Annotated in this window: 26 protein-coding genes; 14 read left to right on the top strand and 12 right to left on the bottom strand. The window is 66.7% G+C overall.

What is annotated here, in order from left to right:
• Positions 1-6: 6 nt before the first annotated feature.
• The 3 genes from JNG39_RS06915 to JNG39_RS06905 are packed head-to-tail and all read right to left on the bottom strand — an operon-like array spanning position 7 to position 2,152.
• Positions 7-315, bottom strand: coding sequence for a DUF3325 domain-containing protein (locus JNG39_RS06915; RefSeq protein ID WP_368310418.1), 309 nt, complete (start codon positions 313-315; stop codon positions 7-9).
• Positions 312-1,865: a PepSY-associated TM helix domain-containing protein gene (locus JNG39_RS06910; protein WP_368310417.1), complete on the bottom strand. Its 1,554-nt coding sequence runs from the start codon at positions 1,863-1,865 to the stop codon at positions 312-314. The genes JNG39_RS06915 and JNG39_RS06910 overlap by 4 nt, the downstream gene beginning before the upstream one ends.
• Positions 1,862-2,152, bottom strand: a complete 291-nt coding sequence (locus JNG39_RS06905) for a DUF3649 domain-containing protein (RefSeq protein WP_368310416.1) — start codon at positions 2,150-2,152, stop codon at positions 1,862-1,864. The genes JNG39_RS06910 and JNG39_RS06905 overlap by 4 nt, the downstream gene beginning before the upstream one ends.
• A 221-nt stretch (positions 2,153-2,373) precedes the next feature.
• On the opposite strand from JNG39_RS06905, the gene JNG39_RS06900 reads away from it, so the two are divergent.
• Both JNG39_RS06900 and JNG39_RS06895 read left to right on the top strand, forming a co-directional pair.
• The gene (locus JNG39_RS06900; RefSeq protein WP_247366553.1) at positions 2,374-2,538 is read left to right on the top strand and encodes a hypothetical protein; all 165 of its coding nucleotides are present in this window, start codon (positions 2,374-2,376) and stop codon (positions 2,536-2,538) included.
• A gap of 86 nt (positions 2,539-2,624) precedes the next feature.
• Positions 2,625-4,196, top strand: coding sequence for a hypothetical protein (locus JNG39_RS06895; RefSeq protein WP_368310415.1), 1,572 nt, complete (start codon positions 2,625-2,627; stop codon positions 4,194-4,196).
• 26 nt (positions 4,197-4,222) lie between these two features.
• Here the strand turns inward: JNG39_RS06895 and JNG39_RS06890 are convergent, their stop codons facing one another.
• The 3 genes from JNG39_RS06890 to JNG39_RS06880 form a co-directional block, all read right to left on the bottom strand.
• On the bottom strand, positions 4,223-5,116 hold the full coding sequence (locus JNG39_RS06890; RefSeq protein ID WP_368310414.1) for a hypothetical protein: 894 nt from the start codon (positions 5,114-5,116) through the stop codon (positions 4,223-4,225).
• A 178-nt stretch (positions 5,117-5,294) separates the two neighbouring features.
• Positions 5,295-6,305: an alpha/beta fold hydrolase gene (locus JNG39_RS06885; RefSeq protein WP_144908516.1), complete on the bottom strand. Its 1,011-nt coding sequence runs from the start codon at positions 6,303-6,305 to the stop codon at positions 5,295-5,297.
• A 265-nt stretch (positions 6,306-6,570) separates the two neighbouring features.
• Complete coding sequence (locus JNG39_RS06880) at positions 6,571-6,750, bottom strand: helix-turn-helix domain-containing protein (protein WP_368310814.1); 180 nt, start codon at positions 6,748-6,750, stop codon at positions 6,571-6,573.
• 3 nt (positions 6,751-6,753) lie between these two features.
• Here JNG39_RS06880 and JNG39_RS06875 point away from each other — a divergent pair, with 3 nt between their 5' ends.
• A complete protein-coding gene (locus tag JNG39_RS06875) occupies positions 6,754-7,224 on the top strand; it encodes a hypothetical protein (protein WP_368310832.1) in 471 nt (156 codons plus the stop codon).
• Positions 7,221-8,927 (top strand): serine hydrolase domain-containing protein, encoded by a 1,707-nt coding sequence (locus JNG39_RS06870; protein WP_368310413.1) that lies wholly within the window; start codon positions 7,221-7,223, stop codon positions 8,925-8,927. Before JNG39_RS06875 ends, JNG39_RS06870 begins: the two co-directional genes overlap by 4 nt.
• Before the next feature lie 170 nt (positions 8,928-9,097).
• Here the strand turns inward: JNG39_RS06870 and JNG39_RS06865 are convergent, their stop codons facing one another.
• The gene (locus JNG39_RS06865; RefSeq protein WP_368310412.1) at positions 9,098-10,006 is read right to left on the bottom strand and encodes a LysR family transcriptional regulator; all 909 of its coding nucleotides are present in this window, start codon (positions 10,004-10,006) and stop codon (positions 9,098-9,100) included.
• Between the two features lie 102 nt (positions 10,007-10,108).
• Here JNG39_RS06865 and JNG39_RS06860 point away from each other — a divergent pair, with 102 nt between their 5' ends.
• The 4 genes from JNG39_RS06860 to JNG39_RS06845 all read left to right on the top strand — a co-directional run bounded on the left by JNG39_RS06860 (position 10,109) and on the right by JNG39_RS06845 (position 13,430).
• Entirely contained in the window at positions 10,109-10,501 is a 393-nt protein-coding gene (locus JNG39_RS06860) for a tautomerase family protein (RefSeq protein WP_368310411.1), read from the top strand.
• An 87-nt stretch (positions 10,502-10,588) separates the two neighbouring features.
• A complete protein-coding gene (locus JNG39_RS06855; protein ID WP_368310410.1) occupies positions 10,589-10,759 on the top strand; it encodes a hypothetical protein in 171 nt (56 codons plus the stop codon).
• A gap of 175 nt (positions 10,760-10,934) precedes the next feature.
• Positions 10,935-12,101, top strand: a complete 1,167-nt coding sequence (locus JNG39_RS06850) for an acyltransferase family protein (RefSeq protein ID WP_368310409.1) — start codon at positions 10,935-10,937, stop codon at positions 12,099-12,101.
• A 102-nt stretch (positions 12,102-12,203) separates the two neighbouring features.
• Positions 12,204-13,430, top strand: a complete 1,227-nt coding sequence (locus JNG39_RS06845) for a hypothetical protein (protein WP_368310408.1) — start codon at positions 12,204-12,206, stop codon at positions 13,428-13,430.
• Here JNG39_RS06845 and JNG39_RS06840 read toward each other — a convergent pair.
• Positions 13,427-13,630 (bottom strand): DUF1737 domain-containing protein, encoded by a 204-nt coding sequence (locus tag JNG39_RS06840; RefSeq protein ID WP_368310407.1) that lies wholly within the window; start codon positions 13,628-13,630, stop codon positions 13,427-13,429. The two genes, JNG39_RS06845 and JNG39_RS06840, sit on opposite strands and share 4 nt — an antisense overlap.
• Positions 13,631-13,669: 39 nt before the next feature.
• Between JNG39_RS06840 and JNG39_RS06835 the strand changes: the two genes are divergently transcribed.
• Entirely contained in the window at positions 13,670-14,524 is an 855-nt protein-coding gene (locus JNG39_RS06835) for an alpha/beta fold hydrolase (RefSeq protein ID WP_368310406.1), read from the top strand.
• A 23-nt stretch (positions 14,525-14,547) separates the two neighbouring features.
• Here JNG39_RS06835 and JNG39_RS06830 read toward each other — a convergent pair whose 3' ends face one another.
• Both JNG39_RS06830 and JNG39_RS06825 read right to left on the bottom strand, forming a co-directional pair.
• The gene (locus JNG39_RS06830) at positions 14,548-17,481 is read right to left on the bottom strand and encodes a triple tyrosine motif-containing protein (RefSeq protein ID WP_368310405.1); all 2,934 of its coding nucleotides are present in this window, start codon (positions 17,479-17,481) and stop codon (positions 14,548-14,550) included.
• 68 nt (positions 17,482-17,549) lie between these two features.
• On the bottom strand, positions 17,550-17,858 hold the full coding sequence (locus tag JNG39_RS06825; protein ID WP_368310404.1) for a GNAT family N-acetyltransferase: 309 nt from the start codon (positions 17,856-17,858) through the stop codon (positions 17,550-17,552).
• A gap of 202 nt (positions 17,859-18,060) precedes the next feature.
• Between JNG39_RS06825 and JNG39_RS06820 the strand changes: the two genes are divergently transcribed.
• The 3 genes from JNG39_RS06820 to JNG39_RS06810 all read left to right on the top strand — a co-directional run bounded on the left by JNG39_RS06820 (position 18,061) and on the right by JNG39_RS06810 (position 22,259).
• On the top strand, positions 18,061-19,254 hold the full coding sequence (locus JNG39_RS06820; RefSeq protein ID WP_368310403.1) for an MFS transporter: 1,194 nt from the start codon (positions 18,061-18,063) through the stop codon (positions 19,252-19,254).
• A 122-nt stretch (positions 19,255-19,376) separates the two neighbouring features.
• Positions 19,377-20,327: an MBL fold metallo-hydrolase gene (locus tag JNG39_RS06815; protein ID WP_368310402.1), complete on the top strand. Its 951-nt coding sequence runs from the start codon at positions 19,377-19,379 to the stop codon at positions 20,325-20,327.
• Positions 20,328-20,567: 240 nt separating this feature from the next.
• On the top strand, positions 20,568-22,259 hold the full coding sequence (locus JNG39_RS06810; RefSeq protein ID WP_368310401.1) for a methyl-accepting chemotaxis protein: 1,692 nt from the start codon (positions 20,568-20,570) through the stop codon (positions 22,257-22,259).
• Between the two features lie 43 nt (positions 22,260-22,302).
• Here the strand turns inward: JNG39_RS06810 and JNG39_RS06805 are convergent, their stop codons facing one another.
• Positions 22,303-23,010 (bottom strand): alpha/beta fold hydrolase, encoded by a 708-nt coding sequence (locus JNG39_RS06805; RefSeq protein ID WP_368310400.1) that lies wholly within the window; start codon positions 23,008-23,010, stop codon positions 22,303-22,305.
• 150 nt (positions 23,011-23,160) lie between these two features.
• Between JNG39_RS06805 and JNG39_RS06800 the strand changes: the two genes are divergently transcribed.
• Together JNG39_RS06800 and JNG39_RS06795 are read left to right on the top strand one after the other, a co-directional pair.
• A complete protein-coding gene (locus tag JNG39_RS06800) occupies positions 23,161-24,024 on the top strand; it encodes an alpha/beta fold hydrolase (protein ID WP_368310399.1) in 864 nt (287 codons plus the stop codon).
• A complete protein-coding gene (locus JNG39_RS06795) occupies positions 24,021-24,962 on the top strand; it encodes an MBL fold metallo-hydrolase (RefSeq protein ID WP_368310398.1) in 942 nt (313 codons plus the stop codon). The genes JNG39_RS06800 and JNG39_RS06795 overlap by 4 nt, the downstream gene beginning before the upstream one ends.
• Position 24,963: 1 nt before the next feature.
• On the opposite strand, the gene JNG39_RS06790 is transcribed toward JNG39_RS06795, so the two are convergent.
• Positions 24,964-25,587: a response regulator gene (locus tag JNG39_RS06790; RefSeq protein ID WP_368310397.1), complete on the bottom strand. Its 624-nt coding sequence runs from the start codon at positions 25,585-25,587 to the stop codon at positions 24,964-24,966.
• Between the last annotated feature and the right edge of the window lie 5 nt (positions 25,588-25,592).

Here is a 25,592-nt window from a genome sequence, read left to right as displayed (position 1 = left end):
GGCGTTCTACCGCTCGCCCGAGGGTTCGCGGACAGGTGACGCTCCCCGTCTCGATCCGCGCCAGGTCGTGCCCAAGGCGACGGCCAGCGCCGCCACGGTCAGTTCGCCGAGCCAATAGACCGTTCCCAGCGCGGCGCCATCCCGGATCGCCGCGAGAACCAGGGAAAGGGCCACGCCTGTCCAGCCGACGATTCGCCAGCGAAGCGAAGTCGATGGCGCCAGGGTCCGGCCGAGGACATCGCGCTGATGGCGAGTCATGCCGAACGAGAGTCCCACGAAACCGGCGAGGGCTGCGAGGATGCACAGGGCGATCACGCGATGCGCTCCCTTCGCGATCGTGTTTCGCGAACCCGGGCAAGCGGACGCCGAAACAGCTTCCACGCGGCGAACGCGAATCCCGCTGCGGTGACGAGCATGGACAGGTCGAAGCCGGCGAAGACGAGATCGCCGGCGACGAAGCTTCGCAGCAGGCCGCGGTCCGTGGTCAGGGCGTTGACCGCCGGCACCGCGAGGTAAGCCACCGCGACCATCGACAGTGATTCGATCCATACCCGTCGCGGCGGCCTCAGGAAGACGTACAGCAGCAGCGCGCCCCAGCCGATGAAAAGCCAGTTCGCCTCCCAGGCGGCGCGATGCGTCATGGCCGACGGGAGCAGCCGGTTCGCGATGAAGTACACGGCGATGCCGAAAGGCAGCCCGGCGATGGTGGCGACGTTCAGACGCTCGACGAGACGGAAACCAACGTGGGGACGGGTGGGATCGGGCAACCGCAAGCGGCGTTTGGCCGTCCAGAGCACGAGGCCGGTCGCCACCATGGCCGAACCCATCAGGCCGCTCAGGAAGTAGAGCCAACGCAGCGCCGGCGGCGCGAAGCGCCCGGCATGCAGGCCCACCATCACACTCTCGGTCATGGCGGCGCCGCCCCTGGACGCCGGCGGCGTTCGCATGTGGCCCGTGGCGGCGTCGAAGGTGAGCGTTTCCCCTCGCGTGGCCATCGATGTGCCCGTGTCCTGGGTGATCTTCACCACCGAGTTCGCGTCGCCGGGGATCAGGATCGCGATGAACCCGGGATCGGCGCCGTTCCAGCGCGCGCGGGCCTGGGCGATCATGTCCGCTATCGGCGCGGAGGCGGCGAACGTACCCGAGCGTGTCGGCGGCGCATCGATGCCGGTGAGCTCGCGATGGTAGTCGGCCGGCCGCTCGTAGGCCGCGGCGATGCCCCAGGGCATGTACGCGGCCTGCAAGGTGACCAGGCCGGTATAGGTGATCATGACGTGGAAGGGCAGCGCGAGCACGGCGCCGAGGTTGTGCGCATCCAGCCATGAGCGTTGGCCCTTGCCCAGGCGCAGGGTGAAGAAGTCGGCGAAGATCCTCCGGTGCGTGATCACGCCGCTGACGATCGCCACGAGCATGAACATCGCGGCGAGCCCTACCGTCCAGCGTCCCCACAGCACGGGCACGTAGTGCAGGTCGAAATGCAGCCGGTAAAGCAGCCAGCCGCCGGTGGTGTCACGCGCGTCCACCCGAACGCCACGGCCGTCGACCATGAAAGCGTGGTCGCGCCACTGGAGGTAGGTCTCGCCTTTTTCCTTCCAGTAGCCCATGGCCGCCACGGAACGCTTGCCGGGCAATTGGATCGACCAGGTTTCCACGCCCTGCGCGTGCTGCCGCATGTAGTCGACGGCGCCTTCGGCGGAGGCCACGAGGTGGCGCTCGCCCTTGATTTCCGGCTGCATCCAGCGGGTGATCTCATCCTGGAAATACGCCGTGGTGCCGGTGACGAACACCGCCAGCAGCAGCCAGCCGAACAACAGGCCGGCCCAGGTGTGCAGGAACGCCATCGACTGGCGCAGACCGACCTTCATGCGAAGACGCCGTGTGTCGAGAGGTAGAGGGCGAGGGCCGGAGGCAGGCAGCCCGCGGCCAGCCAGATCCATGCGCGCGTCGCGCTGCCGACGGCGAACGCCATGATCGCGACGCCCGCGTAGATGGCGAACGACGCCAGCATGCCGATCATCACGGCTTCGGTGCGAGGCATGGGAAGCCAGCGGGCCATGGTCGCGGCATAGAGTGCCGCCGCGACGTAACCGCCGACGATGGCGACGAACGCGCGCGACGCGATCCGAAGGGCAGGAGCGATGGGGTGGCGCATGGCGATCGGCGATGCCTCGGTGAAAGCGGGAGGTCGTGGCCGACGTGGCTTGCGATGGCTGGCTGGTCGAGCGGGCGGATTCTACACCATTGCACGTTTTCGGCGACCTGCCGGAAAACGTGTCCGATTACGCGTAAACGTCCGCCGTTTGCTGCGATAGCTGTCGTGTTACGGTCGAAAGCGCCGCCATCTCGCGGCCCACCAACCGATGGGAGAGTTTCATGGATAAGCTCGAAAAGGTTCTGAACGACGTCAATCCGTTCTCCATCCAGATGGACGAACCGATGCAGAAGGGCATGACGGCGGTCAAGCATGCGCCGAAGATCGACGACGTGGGCGACATCGGCCGCATCGGCTCCACCCATAGCGGCGGCGACTGGGGCTGATTCCCCGCTCGGGTTCCGACGGTCGACGAATGCAACGAAAGCCGCCTCCTTCACCGGGGGCGGCTTTCCATTGATGGAGCTCCTGGGTGATCAAGGCCGATATCGCGTTATCCGATCTTTCGTTCGATCCGGCGTGGAAAGAGGGCTCCGTGAGCGTGGGGACCAGCAGCATCAGGCCGCATGCGCATGCCATGCTCGAAACGTTGTTCGTGCATGCGTCCGACCAGTGGTTCATCGTGGTGAGGGAGCGGCAGGCGTCGTCAGCCTCCGCGCCGAATGGGTCGATCGTACGCGATCACGTGGACGACGAGACGTTCCACAGGCTCTATCGGGAATGCCTGCTCTGGCCACTCGATTACGTGATGATCGAAGTGGCGCGCGCGGGACATCGGGTGCGTATTCGCGCCGGAGTACTTGGCTCCGTGCCGGTGTATTGCCGGGTGATGGACGACCGGGTCAAGGTGTCCTGGGATTCCGCCGATTTCAACGACGTTCCGACGATGATCGATGCGGAAGTCGCGAGCCATCAACTGGCTCTCCACACGGTGTACTCGGCGCGGCAGATCTATACCGGCGTGGTCATGCTGACGGAGCGCGCCTCGCTGCACATCGAGCCCGGCAGGGCGAATTACCGATATCCCGAGGCGATGGCGGAGACCGCGCCGGCGCCGGATTCGGGACAGGACATGCTTGCGCCGTTCGCCGAGGCGCTGCAGCGGGTCATGTCCCTCCGGCCCTGGCTGGAAGGTGCCACGTCGCTCGAACTGAGCGGCGGCATGGACTCGGGCACGGTCGCGACGGCATTGACGAGACAGCACGGCGACATCGCATCCAGGGGCATCCTGCTCGACGGCGAAGTGCGCGCACCGCAGGTGCAGCGACGCGGGGCGATGATCGAACGCCTGGGTCTTCTGGACGACACCGTGGACATCGCCGCCTATCCGCCGAGCCTCGACCTGCGGACGGGCGGTGAGCCGTATGGTTTCTATCGCGAGTTCTACCTCGAAGCCTGCTCGGCCCTATGGGCGTCGGCCAGTGCGCAGGGGCGGCGCGTGCTCTTCACCGGCATCGGTGGCGACGAACTGTTTCCAGCCTATGTCGGCGAGGTGTCCCGCCGCGGCGTCAAGGATCCTGCCTGGGCTCGCGACGCCAGGACCTATGCCGAGGGTCTGCTGACGCGCCGCGCATCCAGCGCGGCGCGCAGCCTGCCCACCTTCGACGCGCCGGAAAGCCCGGTGCCGACGACGTCGTTGCTGGCCCACGCTTGCCGGGCCCCCGATCTGTTGAAGCACGGCCAGTGGCCGGTCAATCCGTTGAGCGATCCGCACCTGGCGCTGTTCTGCCATCGGTTGCCGAAGAGCAGCCGGCAGGGACGGGAAGTGATGCGACGTTACCTGCAGGCCCATCTGGGGGACGACGTTTTCACCAAGGGCTATCTCAAGGAGACCTTCGTGGGAGTGTTTCCGCCGCTCATCGCCCGGCATGCGAAGACGCTGGTCGCGCAGCTGCACGATTGCGCCCTGGCCGATCTGGGCCTCGTCGACCGGCAGGCGGTCTTCGCGCTGCTGGATACCATCGCGCGGACCCAGGCGCACGCGGCCACTTCCGCGTTCGTATCGTTCCTGTCGCTGGAGCGTTGCGCGCGCCAGGCCGCATGACCATGCATCATGGCGGGCCCTGGACGTCAGTGGGAGAAGAACGTGGGAAGGCTCGTTTCGAAGAAGAGCTCGCGGGTCGTGCCACCCACCGCCCACTCGCGCCATCGGGCATGGCCGTAACCACCGGCCACCAGAAGTCCCGCCTTGACCGAGCGGCAATGGTCCAGCAGCCATTGGCTGGGCGCACGCCCCTGTCCGTGGATGCGGTGCACGGTGACGGGTACGCTATGGGCCTGCAGAAGGGCGGCTGCGCCGTCGCCGGCGTGGGCGGGATTCTCCAGCGGCGAGGCGGGCGCATCGATGGTAACGAGGTGCACGGATTCGGCGTGCAGCAGCAGGGGCATGGCGTCGTGCATGGCGCGGGTCGCTTCGGCTGAGTCGGTCCAGGCCACCACCGCTTGCTGGAGCGGCAACGTCAGTTTGCTGCCTTCGGGCATGACGAGCACGGGCCTGCCCGAGCCGAGCAGCAGCCCGGCGAAAATCGCGTGGGTGTAGGCGGCGTCGGTGACGGAGCCGGAGGGCCGTGCCATGACCGAGACATCGGTGCGACGCGCGGCCAAGGCCGCCAGGCCCGAGGGCTCGTCGAACGTGGCCTCCAGCGTCGTGATGTCGCCCTGCACGGCGTACGCTGCCAGGCGATGGCGGATATCGTTCGCCTGGCGGTGCGCATCCTGGCGTATCCGCTCATGCCGCTCGGCGATGACCGGATCCATGGAAAGTGCCCAGGCATTCGACGTATCGACGGGCAGGGGCAGCAACTGGGTGACGGTGACCTTGGCGTGGAGCGCGCCGGCCATGGCCGCGGCCCCGGCCAGGGCCGTGCCATCGCAGGGCAATTGTGCGGCCACGCTACCGATATCGCGCCACGCAGCCGATGGCTGCGCCGCCTGCTGGGTGGTGGTACGGGGTGCCGTGGCCATGGCGCGATCCTCAGGTGTGCACACGGCGCCATTCTTGGCTCGCGCACCGTCGCGGCGGTTGACGTGGATCAACTGCGCGGCGGCGTGCGGCAAAAAAAAGGCGCTGCGGATAGGCATCGCGCAGCGCCCATGATCGTCGAAGAAACGGCCGCGCCGCGAGGCGAGGCCGTTTGACGACTTACTTCTTGATGAACTTCAGGATTTCGGCATTGATCTCGTCGGCATGCGTCGTCATCAGGCCGTGGGGGTAGCCCGGGTAGATCTTGACGGTGGCGTTCTTGATCAGCTTGCCCTGCAGCTCCGCGGCGTCCTTGTACGGAACGACCTGGTCGTCGTCGCCGGCGAGCACGAGCACCGGCACCGTCAGGGCCTTGAGGTCGTCGGTCTGGTCGGTTTCCGAGAAGGCCTTGATGCCGTCGTAATGGGCCTTCGCGCCGCCCATCATGCCCTGGCGCCACCAGTTCTGGATGTTGCCCTGCATGGTCTTGTCGTTCTTGTTGGCCGCACGGTTGTAGCCGTAGAACGGACCGGACGCCACGTCGAGGTAGAACTGCGAGCGGTTGTCGAGCAGCGCCTTGCGGAAGCCGTCGAACACCTCGATGGGCGTGCCGCCGGGGTTGTTCGCGGTCTTGAGCATCAGCGGGGGGATGGCGGCCATGATCACGGCCTTGGCGACGCGGCCCTGCGGCTGACCGTACTTCGCGACGTAGCGGACCACTTCACCGCCGCCCGTCGAGTGGCCGACGTGGATGGCGTTCTTCAGGTCGAGGTACTCGGCCACGGCCGACGCATCGGCGGCGTAATGGTCGAGGTCGTGACCGAAATCCACCTGGGTGGAACGGCCGTGGCCGCGACGGTCGTGCGCCACGACGCGGTAGCCCTGGTTGAGGAAGTACAGCATCTGGTTGTCCCAGTCGTCGGACGACAGCGGCCAACCATGGTGGAAGGCGATCGGCTGGGCATCCTTCGGACCCCAGTCCTTGTAGAAGATTTCCACGCCGTCCTTCGTCAGCACCTTGCCGCTGGTGGGGCGGCTACCGGCCGAATGCGCCGTCTTGGCGGCGGCGTTCGCCGCGCCTTCCGAAGCGAGCAGGGGAATCGCCACGGAGGCGGCAGCCACCGCGCCGGCCCCGACCATGACCTTCCGACGCGATTCGCTGACGACCTCGACCTTATCTTTGTTGCTCATGACCATCCTCCCAATGAGTGTGAAAAGTGAAACATCGACCCGCTCGACCATTGAACAGTCAAGCGTGAGCGTAGGTATTGCACATTGGAACCCTGAAGCCCGTGGCGGAAAATGTACGTCTCGCATCCACGGAAAGGAAGTCGCGACCACCTGGATGCCGTGTTCGTCACGGCGAACGATAGCCGTAACGTTAGACGGATGCGTCGCGGAAAGAAAACTGCGCAAGACAGCAATATGCGCGGCTTCTGTTCGATGGGTTTCAGCGTCAGCTTCGGGCCAGGCGCCTGCGCCAGGTGGAAGGCGAGGTGTCGGTAAGCGCGCTGAAACTTCGCGTGAGATGGGCCTGGTCGGAAAATCCACAATCGGCGGCAATCTGGACTAGCGAGCGAGACGACGCCATGGCGTCGAGCGCGTGGAGCGTACGGATGCGTGCCCGGTATGCGATCGGGTGGCGGCATCGGATCCCCTGGCGGGCCTTCGTGGGGCAGGGTGGGACATCGCTTACGACGACACCCCCAATCCGTTCGCCGAACGCGTCCAGCAGGACAACGGCACGTTCAATTTTTCGTCCACGCTCGGCGTCTGGATCGACCGTGAAGGAACGATCCAGGACGTCGCCTCTGGCTCCATCGCCGCCCGACACGGCATGGCCAGCGGCTGGCGCATCGTCGGCATCGACGACCATGCATGGTCGGTGGCATCCCTGCGGAGTGCGCTGCGTGACGGTGAATCGTCCCGCATGCCGGTCAAGCTGCGACTGGCCTACGCCGACGTGACCCGCACGGTCGAACTCGACTGGCATTCGGGTTTACGTGAGCCACACCTGCGGCGGCTTGCCGGCACCCCGGACGTGTTGCAAAAGCTGCTCGCGCCCCGTCGTTCCCCATCCCCTCACACGACCCAGGAGCCCCTCCCTTGACGCACGAACAGAAACGCCGGCAGTTCCTCATCCAGGCCGCGACCGGCATGGCGATCGGCGTCGTCGGCGCCGCTGAACCGGGCAATGCGTGGTCCCGGTCGCCCGCGCCCTCGTTGGGTGCGCTCGCCCTGGCCGAGCGCACCGCCATCGTCGATTCGATGACGGCCCACGGCGTGGAAGGCACCGCGGTGTGCCTGCTGGAGAACGGGAAGCCAGTCTGGGTGGAAGGGTTCGGCAGCACCGGTGGCAGCCAGGCCAGGACGGTGGACGAAGCGACGATCTTCAGCATCCAGTCCACCTCCAAGAACTTTACTGCCGTGGGGGTGCTGCTCGCCGTGCAACAGGGCTTGCTCGATCTCGATGCGCCGATATCCCGATACGTTCCCTGGTTTCGGGTCAACAGCCGTTTCGAAGCGAAGCCGCAAGACCGGATCACGCTGCGACTGCTGCTCAGCCACCGTGCCGGCTTCACGCACGAAGCCCCCGTCGGCAACAACTACGTGCCGGGCACGGAGGGTTTCGCCGAGCACGTCCACAGCATCGCGCAGACCTGGCTTCGCCATCCGGTCGGCAACCGCTATCGCTATTCCAATCTCGGGTTCGACCTGGCCGGCTTCATCCTGCAGGAGCGCACCGGCGTGAGCTATGCCCAGTGGCTTCGTGAGAAGCTTTTCGAACCCCTGGCGATGCATGAGGCCACGGCCGACGCGACGACCTACACCGCCAACCCGAACCGGGCCGTCGGGCATGTCGAAGGCTACGACGCCGTACCGCGGGTCACGCCCCTGGTCGCTTCCGGGGGCGTGTACATCAGCGCGAGGGACATGGCGACTTACGCATCCTTCCATCTCGACCAGGGCCGACGGGCCGGTACCGCGCTGCTGGACGAACGCCTATGGAAGGAGATGCATGGGTTCGGCCTCGGCGGCGACTACGGGCTGGGGGTGATCCGGAACGAAGCGCGCTATGGCGATACACCCGTTCGCATCCTCAGCCACAAGGGCGGCGGTTTCGGCTTCGGTTGCGTCTTTGTCTATTGCCCGGAGGCCCGGCTGGCATGGGCGGCACTGTTCAACCGGTCCGCTTCGGCACCGTACCGCTTCGGGGAAAAACTGATGGACGGCCTCCTCGCCGCGCGCTTCGGCGCCAGGCGCCCGAGGCTCGCGGTCGACGCCATCGCCCCTATCCAGCCCGCGCCGACCGTGAGGAAAGCCGTTCGGGGCAACTACGTCGGTCGCAACCTCGCGGCCGCCATCCGCGAGGACGGCGACGGCCTCCGTTTTCGGTCCGAGGCCCTGGAGGTCGACGGTGCGCTGATCGCCATCGATCAGGATACGTTCTTCACCAGGGACAAGACGAATGAACTGGTGGAGTGGCGCTTCAGCGCCTCGTCCGACGGCATGCCGGCCCATCTCGAATGCAGCGAAGGCGAAGCCGGCCTGGACTACAACGACGGTCCGGACGATCCGAAGGGCTCCGACGCGGCCCGTTGGTCCGGTTATGAAGGAAAGTACGTCGTCGACCAGTGGGGTAAGCCGTCGATGGACGTGCTGATCGACCGGCGCAACGGCTACCTCTTCATCAACGGCGTCAAGCTGGTCGACGAACACGAACGGGGCCTGTTCTTCACCAGTGACGGCGAAGCCGTCGATTTTCGCGGACAGCGGCCCACCTGGAGGAACGTGATCCTGCGTCGGACCTGATCGCCGGGGCAGGCCGCCGCGCAGAGCGAATCGCCATGTACCCGCGTGGCCTGCCCGCGCGGGTGAATGCACGGATCGTGGTCATGAGGAACGCGCTCTCCGATTCGAAAGCGGTGAGCGCGCCCGACGCGTTGCGCCGATGATGCCGCCCCCGGTGTCGCCATACCGCTTCAGCGACGCGATTTTCTCGCGGGCGCAAGGGCGACCGCCGCCTGGGCTTGCGCCGCCGAGAGCACGGCCCTGAACGGACTGGCGTCGCGATGGTGGGCCAGGCGAACGTCCATCGAGAGCTGGAAGTCGCCGACCGCCACGGGATGGACGGCCCGCGCGCTGGGACTCGATACGAGCGTAATGCGCGGCACCAGGCCCAATCCCATGCCTTTGGCGACGAGGCGAAGCTGGAGTTCCGACCCCAAGGCGTCGATGGCCACCTGCAGGCAGGCATCCCGCTTGCCCATCGCCGATTCCAACGCGGCGCGATAGCCGCATCCCACGGGATTCAATACCCAGTTCGCATCGACCAGCGCGGCCAGCCGGACGGGCCGCCGGAACGGCATCTGGCTGCGCGATTGAACGATGACGAGGTCCACTGCGCCCACCGTCTGCATGGCGAGGGAGGACGGCACCGGCGTGGACGCCTGGGACAGCACGATGGCGGCGTCCAGCGCATGGGCCTCCAACCGCTCGAGAAGGCCTTGGCTCCAATCGCTGCGAATCTGCAGGCGAACCTTCGGGAAGTCGGCATGCAGCCGCTCGACGACACGCTCCAGTACGCCGTCGCCCAGCCCCATGGAAAAGCCGAGCCGGAACGTGCCGCTGGGTTCGGCACCTTCGTCCGCGAGCGATATGAGGGAGTCGACCTGTCGCAGCACCGCCTTGGCGCTTTCATACACCCGCGTGCCGAGGGGCGTGGGCAGCGGGGGCCGATGCGCCCGATCCAGGAGCACGCCATCGAGGCGGCTTTCCAATTGCTGCAAACGCCGCGAGACGGCCGATTGCGTGATGTGAAGGCGGCTCGCCGCACGGCTCAGCGACGAGGTTTCCACCACGGCGACGAAAGCCTGGAGATCGTCGATCATCTTGCACCTGACGCATGATGTTTATGAAAATTATGCGCTTGCCGCATACCGGGCGTCATCCTACGCTGTTCTGGCGACATTCGCCCAGACAGGAGCACCGCCATGCCACTCGCCCGCATCGACCTCAGCCGCCGGGTGACGCCCGACGTCGTCGGCCGAATCACCGAATCGATCTACGAAGCCATGACCCTGACCGCGAACGTGCCGATCCACGACAAGTTCCAGATCGTGACCCGGCACGACGACGACGAATTGATCTATCCCAGCGAAGGGTATCTGGGGGTCGGCTATTCGCCTGACATCGTGTTCATCCAGGTCACCTGGGTGGCGGGGCGTAGCATCGAGGCGAAAAAGGCCTTCTACCGGAGCGTGGCCGACCTCATCCACGAGCGAACGGGGATACGCAAGGAAGATGTCTGGATCACCCTGGTCGGCAATACGCGTGAGGATTGGTCGTTCGGCGCGGGAGAGATGCAGTACGCGCCGGTGGCCTGAACGTCGACCCCGTCCGGCTTTGTCGATCATGTCCATGCTAGGTTCGGGATGCCGCCGTTCGGCGGCTCATACCGATGGAGCGTTCTCATGGAACAGTTGCACATGACCATGCACGACGAGACGATCGCCAATCCGTTCGGCATTCCGATGGAAAAACCGCTACAGCGCACCGCCCATGTGTCGAAGATCAATCCCAAGGTCGCCGAGAGCACCGACCTGGGCATGTTCGGTACGCGTCACCCGACCGACGGAGGTTGATGGCCGGGCCGATCGAGGCGATCGTCCCACAGGGATGACGTACGCCGCCTCTTCTCGCGAGAGGCGGCATTCGAAGACCGAATTAACGGACAGTCGACACTTTCAGCGTCGGAACCTCGGCCTCCCGGGCAGACCATGATTCAATGGTTTTTTGCCTGACACGGGATGCCACGACGTGAACCGAGGAGCCGCGACCGCCGCCCAGCCCGTCATGCGAATCCAGTGCCTTGACGGAACCCGGGGCATCGCGGCGCTGTGGGTGCTTGCGGGCCACTGCATGCTGCTGACCGGTTTCAGTCTTCCTGTCCTCGGCAGTCCCGATCTCGGCGTCGATCTTTTCGTGCTGCTGTCGGGCTACCTGATGACCTATCAATATTTGGTCAGACGGCACAGGGAAGACTGGTCGCAGCCGTCCACGTGGCGGGCGTTCTGGATACGCCGTTTCTTCCGGTTGTCGCCGTTGTATTTCCCGCTGCTCATCGTCGCGCTGATCGTGGGCGCGGGGATCTACGCCGATCGCGTCTTCATCGACCAGGCGCTGGGCCGTCCCTTGCAGCTTGAAGAGCGCTATGCGGACCTGAGCATCGGCAACATCGCGATGCACCTGACCTACCTCTACGGCCTGTTTCCCGATTACGCGTTCCGCACGCCGTTGCCCGACTGGAGCCTCGGCCTGGAGATGCAGTTCTATGCCGTGTTTCCGTTCCTCATCGTGCTTCATGCGCGCCTGGGGTGGTTACGCATGACGATCTGCGTGGCCCTGGCCGCGTTCGCGGTGGCGCTCGGCCTGAAGGCGCTGCATATCCGCTTCCCGATGCCGTCGTTCCTGCCGTTGAAACTGCACGTGTTCCTCGCCGGTATCCTGATCGCGGCGGCACCGAAGAACGGCAAGCACCTGGTGGCGGCCATCATCCTCATGGCGTTTCCCTACGGCGGGAGCATCGACGCGCTTCACGTGGTCGTTCGCGAAGCGCTGGTGGTGGCGTTCTTCCTGGTGGTCAACTTCCAGGAGCGTCCCGTCGTCGGCGCGATATCGCGCACGCTCGGCTCGAAGCCGTTCTATTGGCTGGGTGAGCTCTCGTATGGGTGCTACCTGATCCACCTGCTTATCCTGCATCCCGTCGCGGCATGGGTGCTCGCTCATGGTGGCATGACGCAACCGCCGTCATGGCGATTCATGACGGTCTTCCCCGTGGTGGCGATCGCGACGTACGCGCTCGCGGCCGTGGGTTATCACGTGCTGGAGAAACCCGGCCAGCAATGGGGGCGTCGACTGCTCGAGCAACTCAAGCTCGGCGGCAAGGCCTGGCAGACCACCGCCGAGAAGATCGACGCGCCCTGAGCTCCGTCCTTAAGGTGATAGACCGTCCGTCGTACTGTCTGGCTTCCGGTCCGTGCGATGTAATGGGACCGTCACCGACAGGGTGGCGCGCAGGGGAACGCCATGAATGTCGTCGACGCCGGCCGCGTGCCGGTTATCGTCATGGGCCAGGGGCCCACGGCACTTGGCATCCTGCGAAGCCTGGCGCTGGCCGGGATTCCCGCTTACGTGGCGTGCCCACCCGGCGACCTGACCACCCGCTCGCGCTGGTACCGTCCGACGCCGGGCACCGCCTGGGACGGCCGCCCGGGAGCGGCCGCCATCGACGCCTTGCGCGACATGCCCCTGTTACGGGCGGTGATCGTCGCCGGTGCGGACGATGCGGCCATGTGGTTGTCCGACCTGCCGTCGACCGATCTACGCGAACGCTTCCGGGTATCCACCCCGAGCAGGGAGATCCAGGCGCTTCTGCAAGACAAGGCCGCCTTCGCACGGCGGCTCGACCGGTTGGATATCCCCCATCCACGGACCTTCCATCTCGGCACGCTGGCCGACGTGGACGCGGTGCCGATGGAAGCGCTTCAGCGCGTCTTCATCAAGCCCGTGAACTCGCAGCGCTTCAGCGACGTCATCGGCGCCAAGGGCGTCTGGGTGCATGGTCGCGACGCGCTGAGGGACACGTGGGCGCGCCTGCATGTCCAGGGCTTTTCGCTCATGGCCCAGGAATACATTCCGGGGCCGCCGACCGAACACTTCTTCATCGACGGCTTTCGTGACGCCGGCGGTGCCTATCCGGGGTTGTTCGCCCGTCAGCGGATGCGCATGTCGCCGCCGGATTTCGGCAACAGTTCGTGCTCCCGTTCGATTCCGCTCGCCGAAGCGGACGAGGCGGTATCGCATGTGTGCCGCTTGCTCGACGATGTCGGCTACAGGGGCATCTTCAGCGCCGAATTCAAGCGCGACCCGCGTGACGGACGCTTCCGGATCATCGAGGTGAACACCCGTGCGTGGACCTATGTCGAATTCGCCGCGCGCCACGGCGTGAACGTCTGCGACATGGCCTGGCGCGATGCCCTGGGCGAACCGGTGCCGATGGCATCGCGGGATTACCCGGTCGGCAAGCTGTGCGTCGACCTCTATCACGACCTGGCCAGCCTGGGCCGCATGCCGACGCTCGGCCTCAAGGGCAAGGCGACCATCGCGATGCAGTGGCTGCGGGCGGATCTGCACGTGTTCCGCATGGACGATCCGCTACCGGCGATGCAGGTTCTTGCGAGCCTGGCGCGCAAGCGGGCGGCACGCCGGCAGCAGGCCGCCCCGGCGGCGCTGCACGGTTCGGGGCCGACTTAGCCTTCAGGCGATACGGCACTCGGCAAGACGAGGGCCTGTGCGACGATGACGTCGCGTCCGTTGAACGTGGCCGCGGGCGATCCGTGCAACCGATAGCCCAGGTCGAGCGCTTCGGAGACGCGGTGGCAGAACGTGGCGTCGTCCTTGCCGGTCAGGAGCCGATAGCGGGGCAGGTCGTTTGGCGGCGACGAGGAGGTCATGGCATCTTCCGTTTCAGTACCGGACGTGGATGATCCCTCATGACGCCCACCATCGCCACCGTCGACCCGACGTTTCGCGACGACGACCTCGCGTATCTAGAGGCCCACGGGACGCCGTCGCTTCCCACGCCTCTCGCGAGCGGGTATGTCGATAACGAACATGCACGCATCTGGTATGCGACCTTCGGCGACGGGCCGCCGGTCGTCCTGCTGCACGGCGGGCTCGGCAACTCGAACAACTGGGGCTACCAGGTGCCGGCGCTGGTCGAAGCGGGCTACACGGCGATCGTGATCGACAGCCGGGGGCAGGGGCGTTCGACGCGCGACGACAGACCGTACAGCTACCCGCTCATGGCATCCGACACGCGCGCCGTCATGGATGCGCTCGGCGTCGCCCGGGCGGCGTTCGTCGGCTGGAGCGACGGGGCGGATATCGCCCTGGTGCTATCGCACGACACACCCGATCGCTCGGCGGGCGTGTTCTTCTTCGCCTGCAACGTCGACGCCACGGGCACGCGACCTTTCCAGCCGTCGGCCGTGATCGATCGCATCTACGAACATCACGTGGCCGAGCACGAAGCGCTTTCCCCCAACGCGAAGGGGGCGGCGGCGGGGGGCCTTTCCGACTTCGAAGCCATGCGCGACGACCTGGGCGTGATGCAGGCGGATCAGCCCGGTTACGGCCCGGAACAACTCGGGCAGGTCACCGTGCCGGTGTGGAGCGTGCTGGGTGAGCACGACGAGTTCATCGAGCGCGGGCACGCCGAATACATCGCCCGGACGATTCCGGGCGCGCGATTCGTGCTGCTCCCCGAGGTGAGTCACTTCGCGCCGCTGCAACGGCCGGCGACGTTCAATCGCACGGTGCTGCGGTTCCTGGCGGAGCTTGGATAAATTGCTGCCCGTTGGCGAACGACTCAATCGTGAAGCTGCCGGCTCACGGGTTTCCAGGGCCATCGCAGCCATCGTCGGCGTCTCGCCTCCGAGGCATACACCGCGATCGCGGGAAGGGTGACGAACGCGCTCGTTCCGGTGGGCTGCCCTGGACCGATGGTGAAATGGCCCGACCAGCGCGCGGTCCGCTCCCGTACGCCCTGCAAGCCGAACGATAGCGGCTTGGTCGTGGCGCCCGGCGCCAGCCCGATGCCGTCGTCGCTCACCTCGACGTCGAGATGCAGCTTTCCGAACCTGACGTTGACGCAGACGGAGTTGGCCTTCGCATGCTTGCGCACGTTGCGGACGAGCTCCAGGACGATGGCATGGAGGTCTTCCTCGGCTTCCGAGCTGATGGGCTTTTCCTCGCCGTCGATGGCGACGACACCTTCGATGCCCGTGTCGGCGAGGCATTCGTCCAGGGCGGCGCGCAGGCGCATGACCAGGGACGTCGACGGCCTGGGGGCCGTGCGCAGGTCGACGATGCGCTGGCGTCCTTCCGCCATGGCCTGCTCGGCCACGCGCAGGGCGCGTTCGAGATGGTCCCTGACGGCGCCGTCCTTGAGCGAGTTGGCCGCCACGCGCACGTAGAGGAGCACACCGTGAAGCCCCTGGAGCACCGTGTCGTGCAGTTCGCGGGCGATGCGTTCGCGTTCCATGACCCGGGCCAGCAAGACCGTGCCGAGGACCCGGAGGCGCCAGGCGTAGAGCGCATAGAGCAGGGCGATCGCGACGGCGGCGCACAGCAGCGCGAACCACGCCGATTGATAGAAGAAAGGCGCGATGCGAAAGGACAGGCGGGCCGGCGTTGCGGACCAGACGCCGTCCTCGTTGGCGGCGGCGACTTCGAAGGTGTAGTCGCCGGGCGCGAGGTTCGTGTAGGTCGCCTCCCGCACGTTGCCCACGTCCCGCCAGCCCTCATCCACCCGCGAAAGCCGATAGCGGAACCTGGCGCGTTCGGGAATGGCGAGGACGGGGGCGGTGTAGCGAAATTCGAGACGGGTGGTGCCAGCGGCGAGGGCCGCATCCGGCGCGAGTGGTTCGCCGTTGACGCCGAGGATGGCCGCCACGGGCGCGCGGGGATTTCGTATCAGGCGCGCCGGGTCGAGCCCGGCCACGCCGGTATCGGATGCCACCCAGAGCCGACCGCCGACACCGGCGATGAGCGAAGGCGCGGGGACGGTATCGCGCAGACCAGGCCAACCGTCGTGTTCGTCGAAGTGCTGCGCCGGCACGGGCTTTTCCGGATCGGCCCACCACCGTTTCATGTCGGCCGCGGAGACATGATGGAGTCCGTCGGACGCATTGATCCAAAGGTCGCCACGGGGTTGCTCGAGGATGCCCGTGCCCACGCGCACCGCGTGACCGTCGGCGAACAGGAGCGTGCGAGTCGGTCGACCCGGCGCGAAGAACTGCACGCCATGGTCGCCGGTCACCCATACGCCGTCCCGGCGCGGCCACAAGGCGGTGACCTGCCCGACGCCGATACCCGATTCCCCTGTGTAGACGGTCGCCCGTGTTCCGTCGTCTTCGATGGTGGCGACCGTGTCGTCGTTGTATCCCAGCCATAAGCCGTGATCGGCGCGCTGCGCGATCGCACGAAGGCTCCTTTCCTTTCCGGGAAGACCCGCGTCCTTGCCCAGGGGCTCGATGGTTCCTTTGTCCAGCCGGAACGCCTGCCGGAAGGCGATCCACACCGAGCCGTCACGGGCCTGGGCGAGGGCGCGCACCTGCCTCGGCATGCCGGTGATGGCCTCGGGCAGCGGCGCGACGTCCATCTTCGTTCCGTCGACATGCAGCAGGCCCTTGTCCGACGTCATCAGCAGGGTGCCATCCGCGGCCCTGGCGATGGCGTTCACCTGCTTGCCGGCCTGCGGCCACGCTTTCCGGGCCGCCCCGAACTCGAACACGCCGTTTTCGGCGGCGACCCAGAGGTGGTCCAGGCCATCCGTCGCGATGGCCGGCTTATAGGTATCCGGCGGCAGGTCGACGGGGTCGAAGCGTCCCTTGCGGAACTGGTCGATGCCCTTGGGCGTCGCCACCCAGATCGTGCCTTCACGGTCCCTGATCACGGCCATGGCCGCGACACCCGTCAAACCGTCCTTTTCGCCGTACGTTTCGACGATCGGCTGATCCGTCGCCGGTCCCCGCCCCGGCCAGACGATGCGCACCACGCCCGTGTTCGTTCCACACCACATGGCGCCTTCGTCGTCGATACTCTCGTCGGCGAGCTGGTTATCCGGTCGCCACATGCCGCCAGGACGCCCGAGTTGCGCCGCGCGGTAGTCGGCGAGCGTCCGAAGTTCGAACGTCGCGGCGCCGGGTGGCTTCCGTAGCGCGCTGTGTTCGCGCATAAGCCATACGGATTGGTCGGGCGCGACGAAGCCCTGCTGGATGTATCCCCGCGGCTCGGGTTCCGTCACGGGGAAGCGTTGCCAGGCGGTCCCGTCGAAGCGGTAGAGCCCATTGGTGCGAACGGCCCACAGCGTGCCGTCCCTGGTTCGGGCGAAGGACAGGACCGAGCCGGCGCCTTCCTTGCCGGGAGACACCTGCGCCTTACCGTCGGCGATGCGGGTGATGTAGCCGGTCCGATCGCCTATCCATAACGCACCGTCCGGCGTGGCGAGCAACGCCATGATCTGGGGGTGGGGCAGCAGGTGGCTGAGGCTGCCGTCGAAGGTCACGCCATCGAACTTGAAGAGCCCCGTCGGACCGCCGAACCAGAGGTAGCCGTCCGCGTCCTGCGTCATCGCCCAGACGCCGGCCGGCGCCCCCTCGCTCGCGGGGAAGGCGCGATGGATCCACTGCCGGATGGGACGGAACGCAGGGGCCGACGGCGCATCCGCAAGCACGGTGGATGCGTACAGGAGCAAGAGCAGGCCGGGGATGGCCAGCAGGTGCTTCAACGGTCGACGCATCGGTGTTCCCCAGGACGGTTTCGACCGATTGTGGCCATGGCTTACGGGGAGGTCCAGCGATGCATGCCTTATCGGCGGAGCAGGCGCCAACCCTCGCTCGTCAGGAGGTCCTGTGTATCGGGATGGTTGCGCATGTAGTTGGCCACGAACTCACATGCGGGTTCGACCAGCAGGCCCTGCGCTCGCGCCTGCGACATGGCTACCCGCATCAGCTGGATGCCCACGCCGTCGTCGATGAGGCTCTGGGAGATGTCGACGCGAACGAAACGCAGCATGCCCGGGGCGCGTTCGTACCATGCACTCGCGCTCTGTCCGCCGAGCTCCGCCACGAAACGTCTTTCGTCGGGCGCGTCCCTGATAACGATGTCCGCTGCCATGCCGGTGCCAGTGGAAGGGCCGGCATGCCGGCGACGGAAAAAGCCTAGCGCCCGGACCGCGGACGGGCTTGCATTATTGTCGCGGGCCTTGGGCGGTGCTGGATTGTCCAATGCCATCCGTGCCCCCATCGCTTATCCTGCCGCGCAAGGCATCCTTCGCTGCGCAGGATGCGCGCCGTACGTCCTTTCCTGGAAAGCCACCATGTCCTCATCCACCCAACCCGTCGGTGCCATCGGGCGGGGCACCCTCTTCGCCATGGCGCTCGCCGCCGGCCTTGCGGTCGCCTCCATCTACTACAACCAGCCCATGCTCGGCGTGATGTCCGAGGCGTTCCACGACGCGCGGGTCGGCGGATGGATTCCGACGCTCACCCAACTCGGTTATGCCGCGGGACTTTTGTTCCTGCTGCCACTGGGCGACATGCTCGAGCGGCGCAAGCTCATCGTCGTGCAGTTCGGCGTGCTCGCCCTGGCCCTGGTGGTGATGGCGATCGCCCCCGGCCTTGCCGTGCTCGCGCTCGCCTCGGTGCTCGTAGGCGCGGCAGCCACGGTCGCCCAGCAGATCGTGCCTTTTGCGGCGATCCTCTCCCCGCCGGAGAAGCGCGGCGCCGCCATCGGCACCGTCATGAGCGGCCTGCTCACCGGCATCCTTCTCAGCCGGACGCTCGCCGGTCTCGTGTCGAGCATGGCGGGATGGCGAGCCATGTTCTGGCTCGCCGTACCGCTGGCGGTGCTCGGCGCGGTGTTGATGGCGCGCAGCCTGCCGGCACATCATCCGGCGAAGCGACTTCGTTACGGCGACCTGCTGGGGTCGCTCGTCCACCTCTGGCGCGACGAGCCGGTACTCCGCCGCGCGGCCGTCACCCAGGCGCTGCTCTTCGCTTCGTTCTCGGCCTTCTGGACCACCCTCGCGCTTCGCCTTGCCCAGCCGCCGCTCAACCTCGGCGCGGCGTCGGCGGGACTGTTCGGCATCGTCGGCGCGGTGGGCGTGGCCATGGCTCCCGTGGCGGGGCGGGTGGCCGACCGCCGTGGACCCGCGCCAGTGATCGCCCTCGGGGCGGCGGCTACGATCGTGGCATGGCTCGTTTTCGGGTTGTCGTCAGGCCTCGTCGGGCTGGTCGTCGGCGTGATCGTGCTCGACTTCGGCGTGCAGATTTCCCTCGTCTCCAACCAGCACGTGATCTATGGCCTGCACCCGGAATACAAGAGCCGGCTCAATACGCTCTTCATGACCACGATGTTCGTGGGCGGGGCGATCGGTTCGCTGTTGGCGTCCGTGGCGTGGGGCCACGGCGGCTGGCTCGCGGTCTGCGTCCTGGGCGGCGTGCTTCCCGTCGGATCCTTGCTGCTCAGTCTCATCCGGCGTCCGGCTCCACGGGCCCAGCAGGAACACTAGGCGGCGATGGCCGGTGCCGTGCGTGAAGGCATGGACCGGCCGGGCGCACGGATCACCTTTCTGCTATCCCGAACCCTGGGGGTTGCACACACTCGGCCCGTCCTGTCCAACGGTGCTTCGTCATGTCAGCCTACTCATCCCTTCCACGCCATTCCCTCCGTGGAATGACCGCACTCCTGCTCGCCTCGCTCATCGCGTCCGCGGTGCATGCCGACGACGCCGCCTCCGCGGGGTTCCTGAAAATGCCCTTGGGCAAGGTGACGGTCGTCGCCCTTTCCGATGGCCGCTTCACGCTCCCGGCGTCGAAGCTGATGGTCGAGGCCCACAAGGGCGAAGTGCAGGAGGCGCTCGCCAAGGCCCACCTCGGTGACGACGTGCCGACGTCCGTCAATGCCTTCCTCATCGACACCGGCGACAAACGCATCCTCATCGACACCGGCTCCGGCGCCTTTCTCGGCGCGACCCTGGGCCAGGTCGGCCAGCATCTGCAGGCGGCGGGTTACCGCCCCGAGCAGATCGACGAAGTGCTGATCACGCACCTGCATGCCGACCATGTCGGCGGACTCATCGACCGAGGCAGGATGGTGTATCCCAACGCCATCGTGCGCGTCGACGCCCGCGAGAAGACGTTCTGGGAAGACCGTGGCAACGTCGGCAAGGTCGACGCCTCGGTAAAGGCAACGTTCGACGCGGTGGCGACGGCCCTCAAGCCCTACGAGGCGATCGGGCACGTCAAACCGCTCACCTCGGGCGAAACCGTCGGACCGGGGATCACCGCCTGGGGCGAACCGGGTCATACGGCGGGTCACACCGGCTACCGCATCGAGAGCGACGGCAAGGTGCTGCTCGTGTGGGGCGACCTCGTCCACCTCGCGGCGGCGCAGTTCCCCGACCCGAAGGTCACCATCCGCTTCGACAGCACGCCGGCCGATGCCGTCCGTAGCCGCGAGAAGGCACTCGCGGCGGCGAGCAAAAGCGGGTATCTGGTGGCGGGAGCCCACGTGGCCTTCCCGGGCATCGGCACGGTGGGCAAGGCCGGCAGCGCCTACACATGGACGCCGGTCGAACGATAGGGGCGAAACGACAAGACCGCCGCTCATGCATGACGGCGGGGTGTGGCCGATACACCAAGGTCACTCGCAAATCAGTTATGCCGATTTCGTGTAGCACCTATCAATATTTTGTGTTTCAGGCCGATAAATCGGGCGATGCCGGGAGCGTTTGGTGGCACGGGGCGTTCTTCGACGCCGCCATCGTTCCCCCGGCAGCGCATCCATAGGGCCGGGGGGCCGACTTGCTGGCATGGGGACACTATGCAAATTTTGAAGCTCGCTTCACGAAACAAATTGATCTTTAGCGGGTTCACCGCCATTGCCGTCGTCGTCATCGTACTGGTGAGCATCGTCTATGCCTCGCTCCAGGCGTTGGCCGAATCCACCCGCATGGACTTGCATACGAACGAGGTGCTTCGGACCGAAGCCCGGCTTCTGACGGGACTGGTGGATATCGAAACCGGAGAGCGCGGATACCTCCTCACCGGAAATGACGCTTCGCTGGAGCCCACGCGGCGCGGGCAAGCCGAGTACGCGGACGCCTTCCAGGCACTGCGTCGCCTGACGGTCGACAATGCGGCGCAGCAACGGCGCCTGGACGATCTGGATGCGACCTACCGCACATGGATGGCCGAGGCGATCGAACCGGTCATCTCGCTGCAGAAGAAGCAGGGCACGGTCGGGACGACCAGTGCCGAGGCCGTCGCCTATTTGCGGCTGGGCAAAGGCAAGCTCCACATGGACGGTATGAGGGACCTGTTGGCGAAATTCGTCGGCGCCGAGACGGTACTCCTCAAGGAGCGCTCCGCCCGCGACGAGGCGACACACGCGCGCAGCCGGGTGGTATTGCTCGGCGGGGGAGTACTCGCGCTCGTTGCGATTCTCGGCGTGGCGACCGCGCTGATCCGCAGCATTCTGACCCCGCTGCAAGGTGCCTCGGCGGTCGCCGCGCGCATTGCGGACGGCCATCTCGGCGAGTCCGTTTCGGTCACCCGAAACGACGACCTGGGTCGCATGCTCAACGCGCTGCATACGATGGACGAAAACCTGGCCCGCATCGTTGGATCGGTGCGTCGGAACGCGGTGCAGGTGGAACACGCGGCGCGCGATATCTCGGCGGGCAACGACGACTTGTCCAGTCGTACGCAGGAGCAGGCGTCTTCGCTTGAAGAAACGGCCGCGTCGATGGAAGAGATGTCCTCCGCCGTCAAACAGAACGCCGAGGGTGCCGCGCTCGCCCGACAGATATCCCAGGGCTTGCGCACCGAAGCGCAGGTGGGTGGTCAGGTTGCCGGCGATGCCGTGGAAGCGATGAAACAGATCACCGACGCCAGCCGAAGCATCGGCGAGATCGCGGTGCTCATCGACGAGGTCGCCTTCCAGACCAACCTGCTGGCCCTGAACGCGGCCGTCGAAGCCGCCCGTGCCGGGGAGCAGGGACGCGGTTTCGCGGTCGTCGCGGCCGAGGTTCGCAACCTTGCCCAGCGTAGCGCCGCCGCGGCGAAGGACATCAAGACGTTGATCGGCACGACGGTCGAACGCGTGGCATCGGGCGCCGATCTGGTGGACAGGACTGGACGCGCCCTGGTCGACATCGGCAGCAGCGCGATGCGCGTCGCGGATATCGTCGCGGAAATCGCGGCCGCTTCGCAGGAGCAGTCCGCCGGCGTCGAACAGGTCAACGGGGCCGTTGCCGCGCTGGACGACGTGACCCAGCAGAATGCCGCGCTGGTGGAAGAGGCGAGCGCCGCCAGTCGCCAGGCGCTCGAACTGGCGCAGGAACTCCTGCGCCAGGTAGCCTTCTTCAAGCTCGGGGACGAGGTCGCCGGCGCTACCGCGGCACCGGTTCACGAAGAACACGCCGTCCGAAAGGAGGCCAGGCCCACCGCGGTGGATCGCCCGAAGACGCTCGCGCCCACGGCGGCGTTGGCCGGGGAGTGGAGCGAGTTCTAACGTGAAGGGCGCCTCCGGGCGCCCTTTTTCTTGGGTGTTCCGATCAGCCCTTCGTAGCCGCTTCGGCGGCCTGCACGATGGCATCGACGACCGCGTCGGCGTGGGAGATGAGCGACATGTGGCTCGACGCCACGTCCGTCACCGTCGAGCCCATCAGCGTCGCCGCGTCGCGCTGCAGGTCCGGGGATACGGCGCGGTCGCTCGTCGAGACGATGAACCACGACGGACGCGTGCGCCATGCGGTCTTCGTCAGCGCGTCGCCGAAGGTGCTCTTCGCCAGCGGCCCCTGCGTGGCGGCGAGAAGGCGCGCGGTATCCGGCGTCAGGTCCTGGGCGACGTCGTCGATGAAGGCCTGCTCGGACAGGTAGACGAAGCCGTTGCCGTCCTCGCGAATGCCACCGAGCGCTGGAGGGGCAGGGTACTTGCCGACGAGTTCGCCCGTGGTCTGGCCCGCGTTGCCGGAGAAGGCCGAGACGTACACCAGCGATTTCACCTTCGGATCCTCGCCCGCTTCGGTGACGATGAAACCGGCCCAGCTGTGGCCGACGAGAACGACCGGCCCTTCGACGAAATCGATGACGCGCTTCGTCGCGGCCACGTCCTCGGCGAGGGACGTAAGGGGGTTCTGCACGGCCACGACCTTCAGGCCCTTCGACAGCAGCTTGGGAATGACGGCACTCCAGCTCGAACCGTCGGCCCAGGCGCCGTGGACGAGAACGATCGTGGGTGAGGCGGTGGACGGCGTGCTCATGACAGGTCCTTTCGGTGGCGATGAAGGTATCGCCACGCTAGGACAATCGGCCGCGCCGGGCTTGCAGGAAGGCAGTGCGGACGATCGTGCTATTTCCGCGGGGCCGGCGTCGATACGCTGCGCCCTTCCTCCGGCTGGGGTAGACGCACGATGAAACACCACACCGTCAGGGCCAACGGCATCCGCCAGCATTTCGTCGAAGCGGGCGAAGGTGCGCCGGTCGTCCTGCTCCACGGATTTCCCGAAACCAGTTACGCCTGGCGCCATCAGATTCCCGTCCTGGCGGAAAGGTATCGCGTCATCGCGCCGGACCTGCGCGGCTACGGCAAGACCGACAAGCCCGCCACGGGCTACGACAAGCGCACCATGGCGAACGACCTCGTCGCGCTCCTCGACCATCTGGGCATCGACCGTATCGCCCTGGTGGGTCATGACCGCGGCGCGCGCGTCGCGACGCGCTTCGCCAAGGACCACCCGGAGCGCCTGGATCGCCTCGTCGTGATGGACAACGTGCCTACGCGCATCGTGGCCGCGTCGATGAACGCGAAGGTCGCGAAGGCGTACTGGTTCTTCGCCTTCCACCAGGTGCCCGACCTGCCCGAAGCACTCATCGCGGGCCGTGAGGACGTGTGGTTGCGGCACTTCTTCACCGACTGGTGCTACGACCCGCACACCATCGAAGGAGCCGACTTCGAGGCGTACGTCGCGGCCTATCGCGAGCCGGGCGCCGTTCGCGGCGCCATGGCCGATTACCGCGCCGCGCCGGAGGACGTGCTCCAGGACGAGCAGGATGCCGACCGGCTCATCGCGTGCCCCACGATGTCGATCTGGGGTGCCGACTTCGAGGCCGTCGGCGGCACCTTCGACATGGCCGCCGTCTGGCGTGGCATGGCGACCCATCTTCGCGCCGAGCCGATCGCGCGGTGCGGGCACCTGCCCCAGGAGGAACAGCCGGAAATCGTCAACGGCTTGCTGCTCGACTTCCTCCATGGCTGGAACGGGGGTGCGGCATGAAGCGGTTCTGCCTGGCGCTCGCACTTATGTTCGCCCTCGGCGTCGCCGTGGCAGACGATGTGAAGGTGGGACCTCAGGGTCCTGGCTTCTACCGTCTGCGCATGGGGACCGACGAGGTCACCGCCTTGCTCGACGGCACCCATCCGTTCCCCGCGGACGAACTGCTCACGCACGTCGATCGCGCGAAGGTCGACCGCCTTCTCGAGGCCGACTATCTCGCCTCTCCCGTGCAGGGCTCCATCAACGCCTTCCTCGTCAAGACCGCGGACCGCCTGGTGCTCATCGATACCGGGGCGGGCCCCCTGTATGCCGGCGACGGCGGATTTCTTCCGACCGCGTTGCTCGCGGCCGGCTACCGTCCGGAGGACGTGACCGACATCCTCCTTACCCACCTCCATCGCGATCACGTGGGCGGCCTCATCCGCAACGGCACGATGCTGTTTCCCCATGCGATCGTCCACGTCAGCGAGGCCGACGCCGATTTCTGGCTCGATCCCGCCAACGAGGGCAAGGTACCGAAGATCCTCCTGCCGATGTTTCCCGGCGCGATGGACTCCCTCGCGCCCTACCGGAAGGCGGGGCACGTGGTGACGTTCCGCGGCGAAACGGACGTGCTGCCCGGTTTTCACGCCATACCGGCGCCGGGCCACACGCCGGGCCACACGTGGTACCTGGTGACGAGCGGGCAGGATCACCTCCTTGCCTGGGGCGACACGGTGCACGTGGCCACCGTGCAGTTGGCCGAACCGGGCGCCTCCATTCGTTACGACTACGACGAGCAAGCCGCGGCGGTCTCACGCAGGCGCGCGCTCGAGGAGGCCGCGTCCAAAGGCTACTGGGTCGCGGCGGCCCACGTGTCCTTCCCCGGCCTCGGCCACATCCGGCGGGACGGTGCCGGTTACCGATGGGTACCGGCGAACTACACCCGCACTCCCTGATTCAGGCGAGGTATCCGCGCGCTAGCGCGATGGACAGCGCATGCGCCCGGTTCGTGGCGTGGAGCTTCGCCATGGCGTGCGAGAGGTGCTCCTTGACCGTGTCGGCGGCGATGCCCAGGTGCCGGGCGATCTGCTTGTTTTCCAGGCCGGCGGCCACCCCGCGCAAGACGGAGAGCTCACGTTCGGTGAGGAGCTCGTCGCCACGGTATTCGAAGAGGCGTTTGGCGACTTCCGCCGAGACGCGGTGTTGCCCCGCGTGGACCGCGCGGACGACACCGACGAGGTCGTTGGCGAGCGAGGTCTTCAGGAGATAGCCCTGGGCACCCGCGGCGAGCGTGCGTCGCGCCGCGGCGTCCCCGCCGAACGTGGTCAGGACGATCACGCGGGCCATGGGCTCGATCTTCCGTATGGCGCCGACGACCTCGTCGCCGTCCATGTCCGGCAGCTTGAGGTCGACGACGGCGACGTCCGGCCGCATGGACCGGTACGCCTCGATGCCTTCCACCCCGGTACCGGCCTGTCCGACGATGAGGATGTCCGGTTCGGCGGCCAGCATCGCGACCACGCCGGCCCGGAACAAGGGGTGGTCGTCGACGACGATGATGCGGATGGCTTGCTGGGTCATGGGCG

Origin of the sequence: Luteibacter sp. CQ10 (assembly GCF_040900725.1) — a bacterium.
In the GTDB taxonomy this organism is placed as follows: Bacteria; Pseudomonadota; Gammaproteobacteria; order Xanthomonadales; family Rhodanobacteraceae; genus Luteibacter.
The sequence above is the reverse complement of the archived record's forward strand: the minus strand, read 5'-3'. Positions and strand labels throughout refer to the sequence as shown.